General features: G+C 43.4%; 17 protein-coding genes and 1 tRNA gene. 12 read left to right on the forward strand and 6 right to left on the reverse strand.

Going from position 1 to position 22131, the window contains the following annotated elements; genetic code table 11:
* Positions 1-132 precede the first annotated feature (132 nt).
* The gene (locus tag ACHLI0_RS08665) at positions 133-426 is read left to right on the forward strand and encodes a nucleotidyltransferase family protein (RefSeq protein ID WP_103877828.1); all 294 of its coding nucleotides are present in this window, start codon (positions 133-135) and stop codon (positions 424-426) included.
* 124 nt (positions 427-550) lie between these two features.
* Positions 551-985, forward strand: coding sequence for a DUF6078 family protein (locus tag ACHLI0_RS08670; protein ID WP_490748920.1), 435 nt, complete (start codon positions 551-553; stop codon positions 983-985).
* Positions 986-1195: 210 nt separating this feature from the next.
* Here the strand turns inward: ACHLI0_RS08670 and ACHLI0_RS08675 are convergent, their stop codons facing one another.
* The gene (locus ACHLI0_RS08675) at positions 1196-2557 is read right to left on the reverse strand and encodes an MATE family efflux transporter (RefSeq protein WP_461601529.1); all 1362 of its coding nucleotides are present in this window, start codon (positions 2555-2557) and stop codon (positions 1196-1198) included.
* A gap of 105 nt (positions 2558-2662) precedes the next feature.
* On the opposite strand from ACHLI0_RS08675, the gene lysS reads away from it, so the two are divergent.
* From lysS to ACHLI0_RS08690, 3 genes are all read left to right on the forward strand, one after another.
* Positions 2663-4393 carry a lysine--tRNA ligase gene (gene lysS, locus ACHLI0_RS08680; RefSeq protein WP_151209635.1) on the forward strand — a complete coding sequence of 577 codons (1731 nt, stop codon included), beginning with the start codon at positions 2663-2665 and terminating at the stop codon, positions 4391-4393.
* Positions 4394-4487: 94 nt separating this feature from the next.
* Positions 4488-5483 (forward strand): NAD(P)H-dependent glycerol-3-phosphate dehydrogenase, encoded by a 996-nt coding sequence (locus ACHLI0_RS08685; protein WP_008759775.1) that lies wholly within the window; start codon positions 4488-4490, stop codon positions 5481-5483.
* Between the two features lie 145 nt (positions 5484-5628).
* A complete protein-coding gene (locus ACHLI0_RS08690; RefSeq protein ID WP_008759774.1) occupies positions 5629-6966 on the forward strand; it encodes a glucose-6-phosphate isomerase in 1338 nt (445 codons plus the stop codon).
* A 101-nt stretch (positions 6967-7067) separates the two neighbouring features.
* Here the strand turns inward: ACHLI0_RS08690 and ACHLI0_RS08695 are convergent, their stop codons facing one another.
* The gene (locus ACHLI0_RS08695; RefSeq protein WP_185981448.1) at positions 7068-7568 is read right to left on the reverse strand and encodes a DUF5035 domain-containing protein; all 501 of its coding nucleotides are present in this window, start codon (positions 7566-7568) and stop codon (positions 7068-7070) included.
* Positions 7569-7762: 194 nt separating this feature from the next.
* Between ACHLI0_RS08695 and ACHLI0_RS08700 the strand changes: the two genes are divergently transcribed.
* From ACHLI0_RS08700 to ACHLI0_RS08710, 3 genes are read left to right on the forward strand one after another with little or no spacing between them, the layout of a single operon-like run.
* Entirely contained in the window at positions 7763-8569 is an 807-nt protein-coding gene (locus ACHLI0_RS08700; protein WP_151209633.1) for a DUF8479 domain-containing protein, read from the forward strand.
* A 29-nt stretch (positions 8570-8598) separates the two neighbouring features.
* Positions 8599-9273 (forward strand): inorganic diphosphatase, encoded by a 675-nt coding sequence (locus tag ACHLI0_RS08705; RefSeq protein WP_055220002.1) that lies wholly within the window; start codon positions 8599-8601, stop codon positions 9271-9273.
* A 4-nt stretch (positions 9274-9277) separates the two neighbouring features.
* Positions 9278-12148: a bifunctional fucokinase/fucose-1-phosphate guanylyltransferase gene (locus ACHLI0_RS08710; RefSeq protein WP_490749566.1), complete on the forward strand. Its 2871-nt coding sequence runs from the start codon at positions 9278-9280 to the stop codon at positions 12146-12148.
* Positions 12149-12210: 62 nt separating this feature from the next.
* Here ACHLI0_RS08710 and ACHLI0_RS08715 read toward each other — a convergent pair.
* A tRNA-Arg gene (locus tag ACHLI0_RS08715) sits at positions 12211-12283 on the reverse strand.
* 219 nt (positions 12284-12502) lie between these two features.
* Here ACHLI0_RS08715 and asnA point away from each other — a divergent pair.
* The 3 genes from asnA (at position 12503) to ACHLI0_RS08730 (ending at position 14989) form a co-directional block, all read left to right on the forward strand.
* Entirely contained in the window at positions 12503-13540 is a 1038-nt protein-coding gene (asnA, locus tag ACHLI0_RS08720) for an aspartate--ammonia ligase (protein ID WP_008759769.1), read from the forward strand.
* 5 nt (positions 13541-13545) lie between these two features.
* Positions 13546-14208 (forward strand): uracil-DNA glycosylase, encoded by a 663-nt coding sequence (gene ung, locus ACHLI0_RS08725; protein WP_062694581.1) that lies wholly within the window; start codon positions 13546-13548, stop codon positions 14206-14208.
* A gap of 430 nt (positions 14209-14638) precedes the next feature.
* On the forward strand, positions 14639-14989 hold the full coding sequence (locus tag ACHLI0_RS08730) for a hypothetical protein (protein ID WP_011108146.1): 351 nt from the start codon (positions 14639-14641) through the stop codon (positions 14987-14989).
* A 972-nt stretch (positions 14990-15961) separates the two neighbouring features.
* On the opposite strand, the gene ACHLI0_RS08735 is transcribed toward ACHLI0_RS08730, so the two are convergent.
* Together ACHLI0_RS08735 and ACHLI0_RS08740 are read right to left on the reverse strand one after the other, a co-directional pair.
* Positions 15962-18673, reverse strand: coding sequence for a putative LPS assembly protein LptD (locus ACHLI0_RS08735; RefSeq protein WP_490748921.1), 2712 nt, complete (start codon positions 18671-18673; stop codon positions 15962-15964).
* Positions 18674-18763: 90 nt separating this feature from the next.
* Positions 18764-19300 carry an HD domain-containing protein gene (locus tag ACHLI0_RS08740; protein ID WP_011108149.1) on the reverse strand — a complete coding sequence of 179 codons (537 nt, stop codon included), beginning with the start codon at positions 19298-19300 and terminating at the stop codon, positions 18764-18766.
* Between the two features lie 75 nt (positions 19301-19375).
* On the opposite strand from ACHLI0_RS08740, the gene ACHLI0_RS08745 reads away from it, so the two are divergent.
* Positions 19376-20539 carry an exo-beta-N-acetylmuramidase NamZ family protein gene (locus ACHLI0_RS08745; protein ID WP_490748922.1) on the forward strand — a complete coding sequence of 388 codons (1164 nt, stop codon included), beginning with the start codon at positions 19376-19378 and terminating at the stop codon, positions 20537-20539.
* Here the strand turns inward: ACHLI0_RS08745 and ACHLI0_RS08750 are convergent.
* Complete coding sequence (locus ACHLI0_RS08750) at positions 20528-21886, reverse strand: purple acid phosphatase family protein (protein WP_490748923.1); 1359 nt, start codon at positions 21884-21886, stop codon at positions 20528-20530. The genes ACHLI0_RS08745 and ACHLI0_RS08750 overlap by 12 nt on opposite strands.
* Positions 21887-22131: the final 245 nt, after the last annotated feature.

Genomic DNA, 22131 nt, shown 5'->3' on the forward strand with positions numbered 1-22131 from the left:
CAAAAGAGATTCTGTACGGTTTCATCTACTTATTTAACAGATAATAAATCAAAGCAGGTTATCGCTCCTCATTTCTTCTTTATATCAAAATTATTGCTATCTTTGTTCCAGTAATCAGAATATGAATAAAAGATGAAAACAACTGCTGAAATACTTGATATATTACGTGATTTCAAGGCACACTATGCTGAGAAATACGGAATCATTACTTTAGGGTTGTTTGGTTCCGCTGCCAGAGGGGAACATGACGAAAAAAGTGACATAGATATTTGCATAAAATTACAAGAACCTAATTATTTTATAATGTTGGACATAAAAGAAGATTTAGAAAAAATACTAAGTACCAAAGTTGATATTATTTCATTAGGTGCTCTTATGCGTAATTTCTTCCGAAAGAATTTGGAACAAGATGCGGTCTATATCTAAAGAGAAACTATTATTTAAATAGGTATCCTCCATTACTTACTACCCTGAATCATATAATTACCGATACAGAAAATGGTCAATATGATTCTATTTTTGAATAACAAAACAAAAAGCGATCAAAATCATGGACGAAAAAATTGATTATAATGACATCCCCAAGAATTATTTATACTGCACCCACAACAAATGTTCACGCCACAGCAAATGCCTCCGCTATCAGGCTGCCCTCTGCATACCGCAAACGACTCCTTACTATTCGGCAGTAAACCCAAACCACATAGCAGGCAACGAAACCAACTGTACTTTTTTCAGTCCGTTCCGCACTGTCCTCTTTGCCTCCGGCATGGATCATCTGCTCGATAACATTCCGCATGCCATGGCCGTCACCATACGCAAAGAAATGTACTCCCTAATGGGACGTAACATGTATTATCGCATCCGCAACAAAGAGCGCCTTTTACACCCTGACGAACAAAAGCAAATTGCCGCCATCTTCTCAAAACATGGAATCAAGTTTAAGCCTGCATTCGATAAATACATAGAGAAATACGATTGGTAAAAGTAAAGATAAGCAATCATTATCAGACTATTACTAAGTAGTATTATTCTCACCACAATGAGAAGATTTTCTCATAGGTATGAGAATTTTTTCTCAATGCAATGAGATTTTTTTCTCACCACAGTGAGAAAATTTTCTCATCGTAGTGAGAATGGTTTGAGAAAAGTAAGAAAGATAAGTTATTACAGTAAAGGAGTCTTCGGTTTACTTTTAATGAGTTTTATCAGCCGACAGTGAGAACTGACGGAACTGCCACCAAAGCATCCCTCCTGCAATCAGACTGGCAAGGCAATCAGAGATAGGCATACTGATCCACACGCCGAGCTGCCCGTAAAACCGGGGAAGAATCAACAGGCAAGGAATCAGTACAAGCACCTGACGCGAAATAGACAGAAAGATAGCCTTACTCGCCATGCCGATACTCTGGAAGAAGTTGGAAGTCACCATCTGAAAACCGACAATCGGGAAAAACATCACAACAATCCGTAAGCCCTTTGCCGAGATATTCACCAATTCTTCGTGCGTCGTAAAGATGGAAACAGCCAGTTGCGGAATAAACATTCCCATCAGAAAACCGATGGTCGTAACAATGGTCGCGGCATAAATCGTTATTTTCAGCACTTGCGTCACGCGCGGATACTGTTTGGCGCCAAAGTTATAGCCGGCAATGGGCTGCATTCCCTGATTCAAACCCATCACAATCATGACAAAGAGGAATACCAGGCGGTTGACAATGCCGAAAGCTCCGATAGCCAGATCCCCTCCGTGCTGTTTCAGCCCTTTATTAATAAGGATGACGATAAAGCAGGCGGCAAGATTCATCAGGAAGGGAGCCATACCGATGGCCAGAGAATCAAAAACAATCTTCTTTTTCAGACGGAAAATGCCTTTATGAAAATGCAGAAGTTCGTCTTTATTACTAAACAGCTTAAACTGCCAAAGAAGTGCGATAACCTGTGCGGTAATCGTAGCGATAGCCGCACCCTGTATTCCCCAGCCAAAGCCGTAAATAAAAATAGGGTCGAGTATCGTATTAATGACCACGGTAGCAATCGTGGCATACATCGCCTTCTGCGGATGCCCTGCGGAACGAAGTACCGCATTCAGGCCCAGGTAAAGATGGGTGATGACATTTCCCCAGAGGATAACCACCATATAGTCGCGGGCATAGCCAACAGTCGCCTCACTTCCCCCGAAGAAATAAAGAATCGGATCGAGAAAGATCAGGGTAAGAACCGTAAAAGCCAGTCCGATGATAATATTTAATACCAGCACATTGCCAAGCACCCGTTGTGCCGTATCATAATCTTTCTGTCCCAGCTTTACCGATACCAGTGTAGCCGCTCCCACACCTACCAGCGAACCGAAAGCCGCCGCAAGGTTCATCAGCGGAAACGTAAGTGCCAGGCCCGAAATAGCCATTGCCCCCACCCCGTGACCGATAAAAATACTATCTACCATATTATAAAGAGAAGATGCCGTCATGGCGATAATTGCCGGAATGGCGTACTGCATTAAAAGCTTCCCGATTTTTTCCGTACCCAGCGCAGTGGGTGTCTTTTGTCCTGTCATACCTATTGTTTTGAGGGCGCAAAGATACAAAAAAGAGACGGATTACAGGATATATGAGAAAAGTTTCGTATTTTTGCCTCCAAAATTGAGTTAATACATAACGAAATGAATATATTAGAACTAAGTGAACAGGAAATTATTCGGCGCAATAGTCTGAATGAGCTTCGTGCAATGGGTATCGATCCGTACCCCGCTGCAGAGTATGTAACCAATGCTTTCTCTACTGATATAAAAGCAGAATTTAAAGATGAAGACGAACCGCGTCAGGTTTCTGTAGCAGGCCGTATTATGAGCCGCCGCGTGATGGGCAAGGCTTCGTTCATCGAACTGCAGGACTCTAAAGGTCGTATACAGGTATACATTACACGTGACGACATCTGTCCGGGAGAAGACAAGGAATTGTACAACTCTGTATTCAAACGCCTGCTCGACTTAGGTGACTTCGTAGGTATCGAGGGTTTCGTGTTCCGTACACAAATGGGCGAAATCAGTATCCATGCCAAGAAACTGACCGTACTTGCCAAGTCTATCAAACCGCTGCCTATCGTAAAATATAAAGACGGCGTAGCTTACGACTCTTTTGAAGACCCCGAACTCCGTTATCGCCAACGTTATGTGGACCTGGTAGTAAACGACGGTATCAAAGAGACATTCGAAAAGCGTGCCACCGTAGTGAGAACCCTGCGCAACGCCCTCGACGAAGCCGGATATACGGAAGTAGAAACTCCGATCCTGCAATCCATCGCCGGCGGAGCAAGCGCACGTCCATTCATCACTCACCACAACTCACTGGATATAGACCTCTACCTGCGCATCGCAACGGAACTTTATCTGAAACGACTGATCGTAGGTGGTTTTGAAGGTGTATACGAAATAGGAAAGAACTTCCGTAACGAGGGAATGGACAGAACCCACAACCCCGAATTCACTTGTATGGAACTTTATGTACAGTACAAGGATTACAACTGGATGATGAGCTTCACCGAAAAGTTGCTGGAACGCATCTGTATCGCCGTGAACGGAAGCACCGAAACCGTTGTAGACGGAAAGACAATCAGCTTTAAGGCTCCTTACCGCCGTCTGCCTATCCTCGACGCTATCAAAGAGAAGACTGGATACGACCTCAACGGCAAGAGCGAAGAAGAAATCCGTCAGGTCTGCAAAGAACTGAAGATGGAAGAAATCGACGACACCATGGGCAAAGGCAAACTGATTGATGAAATCTTCGGTGAATTCTGCGAAGGCAGCTACATCCAGCCCACTTTCATCACCGATTATCCGGTGGAAATGTCACCGCTGACGAAGATGCACCGTTCCAAACCGGGCCTGACCGAACGTTTCGAACTGATGGTGAACGGCAAGGAACTGGCCAATGCCTACTCGGAGTTGAACGATCCGCTGGATCAGGAAGAACGCTTCAAAGAACAGATGCGTCTTGCCGACAAGGGTGACGACGAGGCAATGATTATCGACCAGGATTTCCTGCGTGCTTTGCAATATGGTATGCCTCCTACATCCGGCATCGGTATCGGTATCGACCGTCTGGTGATGCTGATGACAGGACAGACCACCATTCAGGAAGTACTGTTCTTCCCGCAAATGCGTCCGGAGAAAGTAATCAAGAAAGACCCTGCCGCTAAATACATGGAACTGGGTATTGCAGAAGACTGGGTGCCGGTCATCCAGAAAGCCGGCTACAACACAGTAGCTGATATGCAGGATGTCAATCCGCAAAAGCTGCACCAGGACATCTGCGGAATCAATAAGAAATACAAATTAGAACTGACCAATCCAAGCGTGAACGACGTGACCGAGTGGATAAATAAACTTAAATAAGTTGAGAGTTGAGAGTTGAAAATTGAAAATGTTGTTCAAGCAACAACTTCCAATCTTCAACTCTCAACTTTCAACTTTCAACTTTCAACTAAATATGAAACTACCCGGTAAGATAGCGATAATGGGCGGAGGAAGTTGGGCTACAGCCATCGCAAAGATGTGTCTGGCTCAGGAAGACTCTATTAATTGGTACATGCGACGAGACGACCGCATCGCTGATTTTAAGAGACTTGGACATAATCCCGCCTATCTGACAGGGGTGAAATTCGACACGAAGCGTATCACTTTCAGTTCTAACATCAACGATGTCGTGAAGGAATCGGATACACTGATTTTCGTCACCCCCTCTCCTTATCTGAAAGCTCATCTGAAAAAGCTGAAAACAAAGATTAAGGATAAGTTTATTATCACTGCTATCAAAGGAATCGTACCCGATGACAACGTGATTGTATCGGAATATTTCACAAAAGAATATGGCGTACCACCCGAAAACATCGCTGTCCTTGCAGGTCCCTGCCACGCAGAAGAAGTAGCGTTGGAACGCCTCTCTTATCTGACCATCGCCTGCCCGGACAAGGACAAAGCGCGCATCTTCGCCCGCCGTCTGGGAAGCAGCTTCATCAAGACTTCCGTCAGCGACGACGTAGCCGGCATCGAATACAGTTCGGTGCTTAAAAATGTATACGCCATTGCCGCCGGCATCTGCAGCGGACTGAAATACGGCGATAACTTCCAGGCAGTACTGATATCCAATGCGATTCAGGAAATGAACCGCTTCCTGAATACGGTACATCCCCTGAACAGAAATGTAGATGATTCTGTTTATTTAGGAGACTTATTGGTGACAGGATACTCCAACTTCAGCCGTAACCGCACGTTCGGTTCGATGATAGGCAAGGGATATTCCGTTAAAAGTGCGCAGATTGAAATGGAAATGATCGCGGAAGGATACTACGGCACAAAGTGCATCAAAGAGATCAACAAGCATCACCACGTCAACATGCCGATACTGGATGCCGTATACAATATCTTGTATGAACGCATCTCACCCATGATAGAGATCAAATTGCTGACTGATTCTTTTAGATGAGAAAAATAAATAATAGGTAATAGGTAATAAGTATTAGGTATTAACCGTAGCCACCTAAGCTTTGCGTCTCATGCATAATACTTAATACTTATTACTTAATACCTATTACTTATTACCTATTACATATTACTTAAAATTGATAGATATGATTAGCTTGAACATTGAAAAAACATTTGGATTCATCTCCAAAGAAAAGGTTTCTGCTTATGAAGCCGAGGTAAAAGCTGCACAGGAAATGCTGGAAAAAGGAACAGGAGAAGGTAACGACTTCCTGGGATGGTTACATCTGCCTTCGTCCATCAGCAAAGAACATCTGGCTGACCTGAACGCTACTGCAAAAGTATTAAGAGACAACTGCGAAGTAGTGATCGTAGCAGGTATCGGTGGCAGCTATCTGGGCGCACGTGCCGTAATCGAAGCGCTGTCTAACAGTTTCACATGGTTACAGGATAAAAAAACTGCTCCTGTCATGATCTATGCCGGACATAACATCAGCGAAGACTATCTGTATGAACTGACCGAATATCTGAAAGACAAGAAATTCGGTGTTATCAATATCTCCAAATCAGGAACGACTACCGAAACCGCTCTTGCTTTCCGTCTGCTGAAAAAGCAATGTGAAGACCAACGCGGCAAAGAAACTGCCAAGAAAGTCATCGTTGCCGTGACAGACGCCAAGAAAGGTGCTGCGCGTGTGACTGCCGACAAAGAAGGATACAAGACATTTATCATTCCGGACAACGTAGGCGGACGTTTCTCTGTGCTCACTCCGGTTGGTTTGCTGCCGATCGCAGTTGCCGGATTCGACATCGACAAACTGGTTGCCGGTGCTGCCGATATGGAAAAGGCATGCGGTTCTGACGTGCCGTTTGCAGAAAATCCTGCGGCTATCTACGCTGCTACCCGCAACGAACTGTACAGACAAGGCAAGAAGATTGAAATCCTTGTCAACTTCTGCCCGAAACTGCACTACGTAAGTGAATGGTGGAAACAGCTTTACGGAGAATCCGAAGGTAAAGACAACAAGGGTATTTTCCCCGCATCTGTTGACTTCTCTACCGACCTGCACTCTATGGGACAATGGATTCAGGAAGGCGAACGTTCGATCTTCGAAACTGTGATCTCACTGGATAAAGTAGACCATAAACTGGAAGTTCCTTTCGATGAAGCTAATCTGGACGGTCTGAACTTCCTTGCCGGCAAACGGGTGGACGAAGTGAACAAAATGGCCGAACTGGGAACTCAGCTGGCTCACGTAGACGGCGGTGTACCTAATATGCGCATCGTTCTTCCGGAACTGAGCGAATACAACATCGGCGGTCTGCTGTACTTCTTCGAAAAGGCTTGCGGCATCAGCGGCTATCTGTTGGGTGTGAATCCTTTCAACCAACCGGGCGTGGAAGCATACAAGAAAAATATGTTTGCTTTGCTGAACAAACCGGGATATGAAGAAGAATCAAAGGCTATTCAGGCTAAACTGTAATATCCAATAACTGACAATAAAAAGAAGCGGCCTCTCCGGAGACCGCTTCTTTTTATTCTATTTCCTTCGTTACGTTAAAGTAACTCACTCCCTTTCAGGATTCATTCATTCTCAACGACTTCTGTTTTCAAGTCAATCACTTCCTGCGCTCCTTCACACTCCGCCTTTGAAGAGAGATAAAAAGATAATTGTACATCACCATTTTTATCTACATGCTCAACAGTGGCATGAACCAGCACCTTAGTCTTTGTCACGCCATCTTTGAAGCGCAACTGCCCTTTTTCTTCGTCTGTCAGATTTCCTTCGGTAGTGACTTCCGTCTTTTCATAACGGAGCTCAGTCTTCATCTCTTCACCATTCTGAAGCTGGAAAGATTTCAATTCGGCTCCATTGCCGTCCAAGACCAAAAACGCATCGACCTTATCTCCCACTTTCAAAGCAGGCATTTCACTCATCCGGTTTGCATAGTCTTCGCGGATGGTTTCTCCATCGCCTTGATCTACTTTCACATATAGCTTTTCTATCGTGATAACAGGGCTTTCTCCGCTATCCGAACAAGCACCCAGAAACAATGGCAGCAGAAATAATACTTTCTTTTTCATGCTATCGACTAGTTTTATCATGCTACAAAAATACATATTATCTTCTAAACGACAAATTATCATACGATTTATCATCCAAAACACAACCAGCAACTATCTCCTCCATTCTGTTATATCTCTCATATTTTATGACTATCTTTGCTTCGTATATCTCTTTTTATCCCAAGAACAAATGAATGCTAAATAAAAGAACAATGGAAAAATTAGTAAGAAGACCGAATGCAGTGATATTGTTTATCAGCTTGTCACTACTGATGATGTTAACCACCGGTTGTCAGGAAATCAAACTCAAAGCAGCCATTGAGGTTGCCAACAAACAATGCCCGATGGAAATGGGCGAGGCCGGCAAAATCACCAGCATCGTCTTTGATGGAGAAAACGTAGTGTATACCTTTTACTTAAACGAAGAGATTGCCAACATCAAAGCCCTGCAGAAAAATCCGGAAAGCATGAAGACTTCCCTGAAAACCATGTTCCAAAATCCGTCTAAAGAAGTGAAAACACTACTGGATCTCGTAGTGAAATGCAAAGCTGGTCTGCAGATGATATTTATAGGAAAAGATTCAGGAGAACAGGTAGTCTGCGAACTGACAACGGATGAAATTAAGGAAGCTCTCAATGCGGATGTCAATGCTTCCGAAAGTGAGCTGGCAAAACTGGAATCACAGGTTCATATGGCGAACTTACAGTTCCCGATGAAGGCTAGTGAGGAAGTGATAATCGAGAAGGTCGAGCTCAACGATGAAGCAGTGATTTATATCTGTCGCGTTGACGAAGACCTGTGTGATATGGACCAGATTGAAGCAAACGCAGTAGAGGTAAAAAAAGGCATTGTCGAAACATTAGCCGATCAGACGGATATTGCTACCCAACTATTCATCAAATACTGTGTGAATTGTAACAGAAATATAACCTACAGATATATCGGCAATCAATCGGAAGTTCAACACGATGTGGTCATTACCGTATCTGAACTAAAAGATCTGCTGAAAAAAGAATAAATACCAAACAGATTCCATCTAACTCAATTATGAAGAAGAAACTGAAAGCCGTCCTGTTCGATATGGACGGCGTACTCTTTAATTCAATGCCCTATCACTCCGAAGCATGGCATCAGGTAATGAAAACCCACGGCCTTGATCTGAGCCGTGAAGAAGCCTATATGCACGAAGGACGCACGGGGGCATCGACTATCAATATCGTATTTCAACGTGAATTAGGAAAAGAGGCCACACAAGAGGAAATAGAAAGTATATATCACGAAAAAAGTATCCTGTTCAATTCTTACCCGGAAGCAGAACGTATGCCCGGCGCATGGGAACTTTTGCAGAAAGTAAAGAGTGAAGGGCTGACTCCTATGGTAGTCACCGGTTCGGGACAGCTTTCTTTGTTGGAACGTCTGGAACACAATTTTCCGGGAATGTTTCAGAAAGAGCTGATGGTGACCGCTTTTGACGTTAAATATGGCAAGCCCCATCCGGAACCTTATCTGATGGCTCTTAAGAAAGGAGGCTTGAAAGCGGATGAAGCTGTTGTGATTGAAAACGCACCTTTGGGCGTGGAAGCAGGACATAAAGCCGGAATTTTCACAATCGCGGTCAATACCGGTCCGTTGGACGGACAAGTGCTGCTGGATGCCGGAGCCGATCTGCTGTTTCCTTCTATGCAGGCACTCTGCGACAGCTGGGATACAATCATGTTATAAACCAATAAACACCGATTCTACTATGCAAAAGTTATTATCCTTACCTCCCAACTTAATTGACAGTTTTCATCAACTGGAAGAAGTGAATCATACTGACTGGTTTTGTACATCAGACCCTGTAGGCAGCAAGTTAGGTTCCGGCGGCGGAACAACCTGGCTGTTGCAGGCGTGCCATCAGGCTTTTGCACCGGAAGAGACTTTCAGCAAATGGATTGGAAACGAGAAAAGGATTTTGCTGCATGCGGGAGGACAAAGCCGCCGCTTGCCCGGCTATGCTCCTTCGGGCAAAATACTGACTCCCATACCGGTTTTCAGCTGGGAGAGAGGACAAAAGCTGGGACAGAATCTGCTGTCACTGCAACTTCCGCTATACGAAAGAATCATGAAGCAGGCTCCGAAAGGCTTGAACACGCTGATAGCCAGCGGAGACGTATATATCCGTTCGGAAAAACCGCTGCAAGACATTCCGGAAGTAGATGTCGTATGTTATGGCTTATGGGTGAACCCTTCACTGGCTACTCACCACGGGGTATTCGTATCGGACCGCAAGAAGCCGGAAGTGCTCGACTTCATGTTGCAGAAACCTTCTTTAGAGGAATTGGAAGGATTATCGAAGACCCATCTTTTCCTGATGGATATCGGTATATGGATATTAAGTGACCGTGCCGTAGAGGTACTGATGAAACGGTCATTGAAAAAAGGCACGAATGATATCAGCTACTACGATTTATATTCGGATTATGGTCTGGCACTGGGAGAGCATCCCCAAACGGCAGACGACGAAGTAAACAAACTTTCGGTAGCAATCCTGCCTTTGCCCGGCGGAGAGTTTTATCATTTCGGAACGAGTCGGGAACTGATTTCTTCCACGCTCGCCATACAGGATAAAGTGCGTGACCAAAGGCGTATCATGCACCGCAAAGTAAAACCGAATCCTGCCATCTTTATACAAAACTCGTTTACCAAAGTGGAATTATCTGCGGAGAATGCCAATTTATGGATTGAGAACAGCCACGTAGGAGAAGGATGGAAATTAGGTTCACGACAGATTATTACAGGAGTTCCCGAAAACCATTGGAATATAAACCTGCCGGACGGAGTCTGCATCGACATCGTTCCTATGGGAGACGCAGCCTTTGTCGCACGGCCTTATGGGCTGGATGATGTTTTCAAAGGTGATTTAAGTAATGACTCGACCACCTACTTGGGGAACTCTTTCACACAGTGGATGAAGGAAAGAGAGATTGGGCTGGAAGACATAAAAGGACGTACAGATGATCTGCAAGCTGCTCCTGTTTTCCCCGTAACGACTTCCATCGAAGAACTGGGCCTTTTAATACGCTGGATGATAGCCGAGCCGCAATTGAAAGAAGGAAAAGAGTTATGGCTGAGAGCTGAAAAACTATCCGCTGACGAGATATCGGCACAAGCGAACCTGGAACGTCTTTACGCACAGCGCAGCACTTTCCGCAGAGATAACTGGAAAGGATTATCCGCCAATTATGAGAAGAGTGTATTCTATCAACTTGATTTGCAAGACGCCGCCAATGAATTTGTCCGGTTCAATCTGGAGGTTCCCGCTGTCTTGAAAGAGGATGCCGCACCCATGGTACGTATACATAACCGGATGCTTCGGGCACGTATCCTGAAGCTGCAAGGCAATGACGGCTGCAAAGGAGAAGAACAAGCCGCGTTCCAACTACTCCGTGACGGATTACTGGAAGCTGTTGCCGGAAAAAAGAACTATCCGAAGCTCAATGTTTATTCGGATCAGATCGTATGGGGACGTAGTCCGGTGCGCATTGACGTTGCAGGAGGATGGACAGATACACCTCCCTACTCTCTCTATTCGGGAGGAAGTGTAGTCAATCTGGCGATTGAGTTGAATGGGCAGCCGCCGCTACAGGTATACGTCAAACCATGTCACGAGTTCCATATCGTACTTCGTTCCATTGATATGGGAGCTGTGGAGGTTATCCGAAGTTATGAGGAATTGCAGGATTACAAGAAAGTCGGTTCGCCTTTCTCCATACCAAAGGCAGCACTTACCCTGGCAGGATTTGCCCCATTATTTGCGGCGGAATCTCATGCGTCATTGGAAAAGCATCTGAAAGCGTTCGGTTCAGGACTGGAAATCACTTTACTGGCCGCCATTCCTGCAGGTTCGGGACTAGGTACCAGTTCTATCCTTGCATCTACCGTACTCGGAGCTATCAATGATTTTTGCGGACTGGCATGGGATAGGAACGACATCTGCAATTATACACTGGTATTGGAACAATTGCTCACCACCGGCGGCGGATGGCAGGATCAATACGGCGGCGTATTCCCCGGCGTAAAACTGTTGCAATCCGAATCCGGCTTCGAACAACATCCATTAGTACGGTGGTTACCCGACCAGCTCTTTGTGCAGCCGGAATATCGGGATTGCCATCTGCTTTATTATACCGGAATCACCCGTACAGCCAAAGGCATCTTGGCTGAAATTGTCAGTTCCATGTTCCTTAACTCCGGAATGCATCTTAGTTTATTAGCAGAGATGAAAGCTCATGCGATGGATATGAGCGAAGCTATCCTGCGGGGTAATTTCGAAACTTTCGGCCATCTTATCGGCAAAAGCTGGATACAAAACCAAGCATTGGACAGTGGCACAAATCCACCGGCAGTAGCAGCTATTATTGAACAAATCAAAGATTATACGCTGGGATATAAATTGCCCGGTGCAGGAGGTGGCGGTTACTTATATATGGTGGCTAAAGATCCGCAAGCGGCCGGATGCATCCGTCGGATATTGACCGAGCAGGCTCCTAATCCGCGTGCACGCTTTGTTGAAATGACGCTTTCCGATAAAGGATTGCAGGTATCGAGAAGCTAGAAGAAAGGTCATATAAGAACAAAAATCCCTTGATAACTGCTGATTATCAAGGGATTTTCATGTGACCCCGGTGCGATTCAAACGCACGACCTTCAGAACCGGAATCTGACGCTCTATTCACTAAGCTACGGGGCCATTTCCTAAATGCGATGACAAAAGTATAAAAAATCTTCTCATCTTCCTAATGATTCATCTTTTTTTATAGTTCTTAAGTCAGTATTGCCCCTTAACATTCTGTTATTTTGAAATGCTTTAGAGCATATACTTTATCAATTTGACAATCTTTTAGAGAATATCCAATACAGATATTAATATTATTCCTATCTTTGCCGACAATTAACAATCAACAATCCTATGAGTTACTTGATAAAACCAAAGAACTATAAACCGTTACTCGACTTAAAACAAACAGAGTTGGGAATCAAACAAATAAAAGAGTTCTTCCAGTTAAACTTGTCATCCGAATTGCGCCTCAGACGCGTGACAGCCCCTCTTTTCGTATTGAAAGGAATGGGTATCAATGACGATTTGAATGGTATAGAACGTCCTGTTTCATTCCCTATCAAGGATTTAGGTGACGCACAAGCAGAAGTCGTTCATTCATTAGCCAAATGGAAAAGATTAACTCTCGCCGATTACAATATCGAACCGGGATACGGTATCTATACCGACATGAACGCCATCCGTTCTGATGAAGAACTCGGAAACCTCCATTCGCTCTATGTAGACCAATGGGACTGGGAACGTGTCATCACCAACGAGGACAGAAACGTAGATTTCCTGAAAGAGATCGTAAACCGTATCTACGCTGCCATGATCCGTACAGAATACATGGTATATGAAATGTATCCGCAGATCAAACCTTGTCTGCCACAGAAATTACATTTTATCCATTCGGAAGAACTACGCCAACTCTATCCGAACCTGGAACCCAAATGCCGTGAGCATGCCATCTGCCAAAAATATGGTGCCGTATTTATCATCGGTATCGGTTGCAAACTAAGCGACGGCAAAAAACATGACGGACGTGCACCGGATTATGATGACTACACATCCACCGGCCTGAACAACCTGCCGGGACTGAACGGTGACCTTTTACTTTGGGATGATGTACTGCAACGCTCCATCGAACTGTCCTCTATGGGTGTTCGTGTAGACAAAGAAGCGCTACAACGCCAGCTCAAAGAAGAAAACGAAGAAGAGAGACTGAAACTTTATTTCCACAAACGATTAATGGACGACACACTTCCACTATCTATCGGTGGCGGTATCGGTCAATCCCGTTTGTGTATGTTTTACCTTCGCAAAGCTCATATCGGAGAAATACAAGCCAGTATCTGGCCCGAAGATATGCGTAAAGAATGTGAAGAACTTGATATACACCTTATATAATTGCTATGAACGTACAAATAGAAGAAAGCTGGAAAACACACTTACAGCCTGAATTTGAAAAAGATTACTTTCGCACACTGACAGAATTCGTAAAAAGTGAATATAGCCAGTATCAGATTTTCCCTCCGGGAAAACTTATTTTCAACGCCTTCAACCTCTGTCCTTTCGACAAGGTGAAGGTAGTAATCATCGGACAAGACCCGTACCACGGACCGGGGCAAGCACATGGACTCTGTTTCTCTGTAAACGACGGAGTACCCTTCCCTCCTTCTTTGGTCAACATCTTTAAAGAGATAAAGGCAGACATAGGTACAGACGCTCCTACTACCGGAAACTTGACTCGCTGGGCTGAGCAAGGAGTATTATTGCTCAACGCTACTCTAACTGTACGCGCTCATCAGGCAGGCTCTCATCAGAATCGTGGATGGGAAGCTTTTACAGATGCCGCTATCCGCGCATTAGCAGAAGAACGGGAACATCTTGTATTTATCCTGTGGGGAGCTTATGCCCAACGAAAAGGAGCTTTCATCGACCGCAACAAACATCTGGTACTTAGCTCTGCTCATCCCTCTCCCCTTTCTGCCTACAATGGTTTCTTCGGCAACAAACATTTCAGCCGTGCAAACGATTATCTGAAAGCAAACGGAGAAACGGAAATAACATGGTAAGAAGTTGAGAGTTGAAAATGGAAAGTTGAGAGTTGGCTGCACAATAAATGATGACGCTGCATAGTAACTCTCAACTCTCCATTCATCTTATTATTGCTAGATATTGTTATATATCTGTCTACACTTTTCTATTCTTAAATATCCGCATTAGCTTACCTTACACAACACTAAGTCTATTTAATCTTAAAAAATATTTCTCATACATAAAGCTAGCCAATAGATCAATCCTATAAAACAAGATTAAATCCAAACACCATATAATATTATCAGTATTTATTTCACTACTACAAAATATACAATGAACTATTGTTCATAAATTCTATAGAATTGAAAATCATTAATTTAAGTTCAGTTCTTTTTCCATAAATAATTCTACCTTTGCTTTGTACTCATGAGACAAAAAATTATCAACCTTTAAACCAAAAGTAAAATGAAACGAACAAATTTATTTTTCGGTTTGGCATTTGCATTATTCTGCTCATTGCCAATGTATGCACAAACAGTATCTGAAGATGTAGATATCAACACTACATCAGAATCTGCAACTCCCAGATTTGTCAACATGTTCATTAATGATAATGGTGCCATTTATCCCATTTACGTACCCAATTTATCTGAAAACACAAAGATTCAGGAAGTTTGGAATGAAGCCTCTGCTATCTTGGGCACAAGGTATTTTGATCTTTACTATAATGGTCAAAAGTTAAGCTTAGACAAGAGTTTCGCTGATTATTGGATCACAGGTAATATTTCTGTTTACCTTGAAGTTAGAAGGCGTTAAGTTAACAATTACTTTTCTTACAGAGAGAGTGTGTTGTCCGGAGCACACTCTTGTAAACAAATACTTTTTCTTAGTCTATTTCTCTCTCTTGCCTAAATAAATTATATATACTATATTGATCAAACACATGCATTTTCATTTCTTCATCGCCAAAATCTGTATTTAATAGACTTTTATCTATTTCGTATCTGAATTCAAATTACAAAATACAAAATTAAGTGATTATATATAAATGATAAATATATTCTTAGATAAATATTCATCATTCATAAACTTAAGTTCATCAACACCTCTATATTTGCATTTTTTATTACTAATACATATTAAACGCATAGCATTTTCCATTACATTTATAACAAAAAGCCTACCATAACTCATAATAAAACGAATAATATGCATAGTAAAAATGATTTCAACATTGAAAATTACATAAAAGCTCTATCCACATACATACCAGCGTCCTCCATGGTCAAACTAAAAAAAATCATATAAAGCCTTCACTTTTACAAAACACCCTAAATCAACTATTCTTGAAAACAGACAACTGAATGATTCATTTTGCATCCTTATATGTGGGACCATAAGACATTACACAATAGATAGTAACACAGCAGAAGAACAAACATTACGATTCACCCTCTCAGGCAATTTACTGTGTCAATATGGAACCGCTACAGAAGCTACAGAATATTTAAGCTGCCTATCTGAATGTACCATTTTATCTGTCTCAAATACAATTTTAGCAGAGATAGGAGAAGAAACAAATTTGAGAATATACTGTCAAAATATTATAAAAGAAAACTTAGAGTTAGAAGTGGCTCTATTAAGAATGCCACCAGAAAAGCGATATATAAAACTATGCAAACAATATCAAAACATATTTCTGACGGTACCATTAAAATACATTGCGTCATTTTTAGGAATCACTCCCCAAGCTTTATGCAGAATTAGAAAGCGTTTACTAATAACACCCTAATACCACTGAATATTACTTTGCGTCTGACTTCTCTGCTCATACTTCAAGTCCTGAAGGATACTTGCATTGGCGCGAATGGTAACATTGTAGTATTTCCAGCGTCCGAATGGTGAAAGGCTGGCAGACAAGTTAAAGCAGTGCAAGTCACGAGAAATCGTACAGGATGTCTGCGTTATTTCCTTCGCTTGGAAATCGTAACCCGAATTGAATGAAAGCGACCAGTTATTGGAAATCTTCACATTTCCGTTCATATTAATATTGTGGGTATAAGTAAACGGATAACGCATTGAATAACGGTTGATAGGCTTAGTCCTGTCCTCACGAATATTGAATGAATAACTGAAACTTAAAGACCAAGGCATCTTGAATACCTGATAACCGTCCGGGTCGGCTTGCGCCTTCTCTACCTTCTTGGTCGTAGTTCCATCTTCCGTTCCTTCAGAATCTTCTCCGTCTCCATCTTCAGAATCCTTCTTATTCTTATCCTGTTCAGCGTCTTCCTTCGGACCGAACCACTTTTTCCAGGTATCGTTATTAAAGGTATAGTTGAAAGAAGAACCATATCCCTGAAAACGTCCGAAACGTCCATACGACCATTCTGTTCGATTACCTTCGACCACATTACCACTTTTATCAAACGTATAAGCGTAAGTAGCAAATGATGCATTCATATTGAAAGTATAATTCTTTGTCAGTTTCAGTCGAAGATTCATACTCAAGGGACTCCATGGCTTTTCCTTTGCAGCCATATTATATGACATATTCACACTCAAATCATCAATCAAGCTGACTTTCTTTAATGTATCCTTCTTTGCATCAAAATACTTCATCTCTAAATTATTAGCCAAAGAGAAACTAACCGTCCCTGAACCTTCACGCGAAGGAACCCCAAAAGGCTGCCCCGTAAAAGGAGAATAATATTGAGTATTTCCGTTATTATCTGTATACTCTTCCCAGTATTTACTAAACGAAGGAGCACCACTAATGCTAACCTGCGGAGTGACAACGTGGCGAATCTGTATTTCCTTCTTCTTCATGAAAAGAGGTTTGTACATACCATACAGCTTAGTACTTAAAGACAAACTGGCTGAATAGTTGGAAACACGATAAAAGCCATTAATAGTATCATTCAGATTCTGTTCCAAACGCCCCGTTTCCTCATTATACGTCTGATTTATCTTGCGGGTGTACCAACGCTCCGTATAATTCACCGAAGGATTGACCTGCAAATACTTGAACAGTGTAAAAGTAGCACTGATAGGAATATTATGATTCATTGCATTTTCCCATCCGCTGATACCGGTCTTGAACAGACGGTCGTCCTTAGTACGGATACTGTTCGTCAGACGTCCTGTATAACTGATTGATATTTTCTCATACCAACGCTCGGCTCCGGCAGCCTTCTTCCGCTTGAAAGGGAACAGACGGCTCAATGTAATATTAAGGTCAGGAAGCGTCACTGCAATGGATGAGTCACGCATAGTCTGCGCAATATTGGTCGTTCCCGACAAGGTCAGACCGATATCGGGGAAACTGCGGGAGTAACTGATACTTGATGTCTTTGTATTCTGAGTCAACAACTGAGAGTTATAAAGGTTGTTGATGTTAGATCGTTCGTAACTACTGGTCGAGAAGTTCACACTAGCGGAGAAAGTACTGTTCGGACTTGCCTTGGCATCCTGACGGTGGTTCCACACTACCTTGAAGTCTTTGGCAACCGTATAATCCGGCATTCCTTTGTCTCCGGTCTTGGTCACCTGATAATCCGCCTGCAATGTACCGGAGTATTTGTACCTCCTATTATAATTGGTCAATCCGGAAAGTCGCCATGAACCTTTCGTGAATATATCTCCTGTCAGCTTCAAGTCCATGATGTCACTCATAGCGAAGTAATATCCGCCTTCCGCCAGACCGAAGCCACGGCTTGAATCATCCATATACGTCGGCATTATGAAACCCGAAGAATAGCTGCTGGAGAAAGGGAAGAAGAAAAACGGCACAGCCAGCGGCAGGGGAACATCTTCCACCACAAGATAGGCAGGTCCTGTCACTACATTCTTCTTGGGACGCACTTTGGCTCTTGTCAGCTGCATGTAGAAGTGAGGATGGTCATGATGATCACAAGTCGTGTAGCGACCGTGCTCCATAAAGATTTCATCATTTGCTCCTTTTTTGGCTCTGCTACCGGTCACATAACCTTCACCCTGCTGAGTGATGATATCGGTGATTCCCGCTTTCTTACTCTTGAAGTTATAGCTGATTGTTTCCGTATCGTATGCAGTTTCACCTTCTTTAAAGACAGGTTTACCTTTGATCGTTCCCGTCGTGTCTTTAATACCGTAGGCATGTACCGTACTACTGTCCAGATTCATGGAAATCACTTCCGCTGCCAGCTCGATGTTCTGGTAGTTGACTTTGCCGCTACCATAAAGCGTAGCGGCACCTCCCAATGTAAAAGTGGTGGAGTCGTTAGATTCATAAATAACCGGTGCATCGAGCGGTTGTTTCTTTGTCGGTGCTACAGAGTCGACGCGTACCACAACTGTATCCGCCCCTAACGAATCTTTCCTGTTAAGGGAATCCGTTTGTGCAGTGTTGGAGGCAATCATCCCTCTTCTTCGACGCTGAGACGTAGCCTCATCAGGAAGCATCAGCAAGACAATCAGCAATATGAATGATATAATTATTTTTGCTCTCAATGGCGCCATTAACTAATAGTTTTACGCTTGAAGTGGCAAAAGTACACAATCTTCATCAATAATGCGTGAGAATCTCCGTTATTTAATTATTTTTTAGTGCTATAAAAACAAAGAGCACCACCCATCAAAGCGGTTTAGACCTTCTTCACCATATTTTGCAATGCTTTTCCGGGCTTTTTCTACTGTCTTTTCTTCGTCAAGATGAGTTTTAGAAAAGAATTTATCGGCAAAACAGATTATTTGCTCTTCCAGAGTGACGGGCACCATCTCACGATGGGGAACAGGAAGCTGGCGTTCTATGATTTCTTCCAGTGTCAGTCCGGCTCCGGTGTGACGTTCGCAAACCAGTGCATGGCGTTCAAAACCTTCCTTCCGTAAAAGGTCTGCACCCAGATAACCGTGTGCGATGTAGGGATGCTCTCCGAAACATTGGATGGTGGGAGCATCGGTCATAAAGATTCCTATATCGTGCAGAAGCGCGGCTTCTCTGACAAAGCTGCGGTTGATAGGTAAATTAGGATGTGCATCTACAATCTTCAAAGCTTTTTGGGCTACAGAAAGGCTATGTATTAGTAGAATGTGTCGTTGTTCCGTATCCTGCGGATAAAATTTGTCGATGATTTCTATTGGATTCATACTTTTTCACTAGTTATTACTTGTTCCCTTACTGATAAATGATATTTTTGTGCAATATTACAAAAATTTACTGATATGCAAGCCAGAAGTTCCCTCATTCTTTTCTCTCTGTTCATAATACTTTGCTCTACATACGCCAGTGGGAAAGTAATTACGGGTGCCGAGCGTATGGATCAATACCTGCCGTTAATCAAAGGAAAGCGGGTAGGAATGGTGGTAAACCACACTTCCATCGTCGGCACAGAGCCAATTCATCTGCTGGATACTTTATTGAAACAAAAAATCGATGTAGTGAAAGTTTTTGCACCGGAACACGGTTTCCGCGGCAACGCGGATGCCGGTGAAACAGTAAAAGACGGAAAAGACAGCCGTACGGGAGTAACCATCGTCTCGCTCTACGGAAATAATAAAAAGCCGACTGCCGCCCAACTGAAAGATATCGATGTCATCTTGTTCGACATCCAGGATGTGGGCGCACGTTTCTATACATATATCAGTACGATGTATTATGTAATGGAAGCTTGTGCGGAAAACAAAAAAGAGATGATTATACTGGACCGCCCCAATCCATGCGATTACGTAGAGGGACCTGTATTAAAAGCCGGATATAAAAGTTTTGTCGGAATGCTGCCTTTGCCGGTTCTTCACGGTTGTACTATCGGAGAACTGGCGCAGATGATCAATGGAGAAGGATGGATGACTACCCAGGCAAAGACTTGTCCGCTGACTGTGATTCCCGTAAAAGGGTGGAAACACGGACAGCCCTATGTACTTCCCGTGAAACCGTCTCCCAACTTGCCCAATGCACAATCCATCCGCCTTTATGCCTCACTTTGCCCTTTTGAAGCAACACGTGTCAGCGTGGGACGCGGAACGACCTTTCCTTTTCAGGTGTTAGGCGCACCTAATAAAAAGTATGGCGATTTTGCCTTCACTCCGCGCTCCCTGCCGGGATTCGACAAAAATCCGATGCACAAAGGAGTCACTTGTTATGGCGAAGATTTATGGAACGTAACAGACGTAAACGGTTTCACGCTCCGTTACTTTCTGCGTTTCTACCGTTTATCTGGCGAAGGCGCAGCATTCTTCTCCCGCCCCCGATGGTTTGACTTACTGATGGGAACGGATTCGGTACGCAAAGCGATACTTAAAGGAGAATCGGAAGAGGAAATCCGTGACAGTTGGCAAAAGGAGTTACAGACTTACCGTGAGATAAGACAAAAGTATCTACTTTACTAAGGAACGGTTCCTCCACTTCTCTGCATTCTGTTCGAACTCTTCGGCTTTCTTACCTCTCAGTCCGACAGGTTTTTCAAGTATCTCCGGAATGTCTTGTGCATTGTCAATAACTTGAATACCGGAAGCGTTCTTCACAATACAGACATCATCGTATAATGAGTCATTCTCCAGATAAGCTTGCATCCGGAGCGTGTCTCCCGTCACGTCGATATGCTGGTAGAAACGGCGATTCGTCCCGAAACGATCATACTTATCATTGAAAGATAGACGGTAACTCTTCGGGGAAGCGTGGCTTACCAGATACAACGGGGTGGTCATTTCGCCCTCATCGTTCTTATTAGTCATACGGGCATAGTTATGCTCATGTCCCTGAAGCACCAAGTCTACTCCATATTCACGGAACAGTCCGTCGAACATCCAGCGCACGGCAAGGTTGTTCGTCTTACCCTTTATAGAATATACCGGATGATGGAGCATGACGATCTTCCATTTCTTTTTCGAAGCCTTCAGCGTTTTCTCCAGCCATTCCCGTTGAGAGAAGAGGAACCAAGGATCTCGGTTACTGTCCAGCGTGATGATAGTGGCATCGTTGTAATCAATAGAATATACATTATTATTTTTATACCTCGATTCGAGCAGATAAGAAAAGACATAAGCAAATCGTTTCTCCAAAACACGTACCAGTCCTTTTACATATTCATGATTTCCCGGAGAAACCAATATCGGTTTGGTGGGAGCTATGGAATCCACGCTCTGATAGGCTTCATCCCAGTAACAGTTCATCGGACGCTCTGCAAAGTCACCGGCAAACATATAGAAGTCCGCCTGCGGATAGCGATGGCGCACATTTTCCATAAAGCCACGTGTCTTTCCACGCAAAGTATCCTGCACGTCACCTATAAATACAAAGGAGAAATGATCAGTCGAATCGGGTTGCATCGTGAACGAATACCAATCGGATGAGCGATCGTCATTCCATACCCGATAAGAGTAGGAATCGCCATAAGAGAGTTCTTTAAACTTTGCCCAGTTGGCATAACCGAACCCGCCCAATGTACGGAGAAATTTGGAAGAGCCGCCAACGAGAAGAGTATCTCCGGAACCGATCTTTGTATATTCCAGCTTTGCCTGCTTGGAAACGCCTCCGCACACCCAGCTCACATTACGGGACAGTTCGCCGTCATTTCCGAATGTCAGAAATACCCGTTGCGGGTCTTCCGTCAGCACATAGCGTATTTCAGGGATATTGTGGAACCAGACTTTCCAGCGTATCTTACAAATGACACCACCGGCAATCAATATCAGGAGAACAATGCCCCAAGCTATTTTCTTCTTCGTAATCTTCATTTTTCCGATTTTAAAAACTGGTAGCAAAGATAAATATAGTGTCCCATAAATCGGAAATTATGTCCTTTTTTAACCTTTAACAAATTCACCTCTACATGAGAATTTAAATATCTAAAATTGCTGTCATCTGTCACCAAAAGCTAAATAACACATTGATTATAAGCTAATAAAGAGGTGACAGCAGGGCGTGACAGCATTGTGACAGCACATTTTGTTGTCACAATGCCGTCACGCTTTGCTGTCAT

The organism is Bacteroides sp. RCH18 (assembly GCF_058231005.1).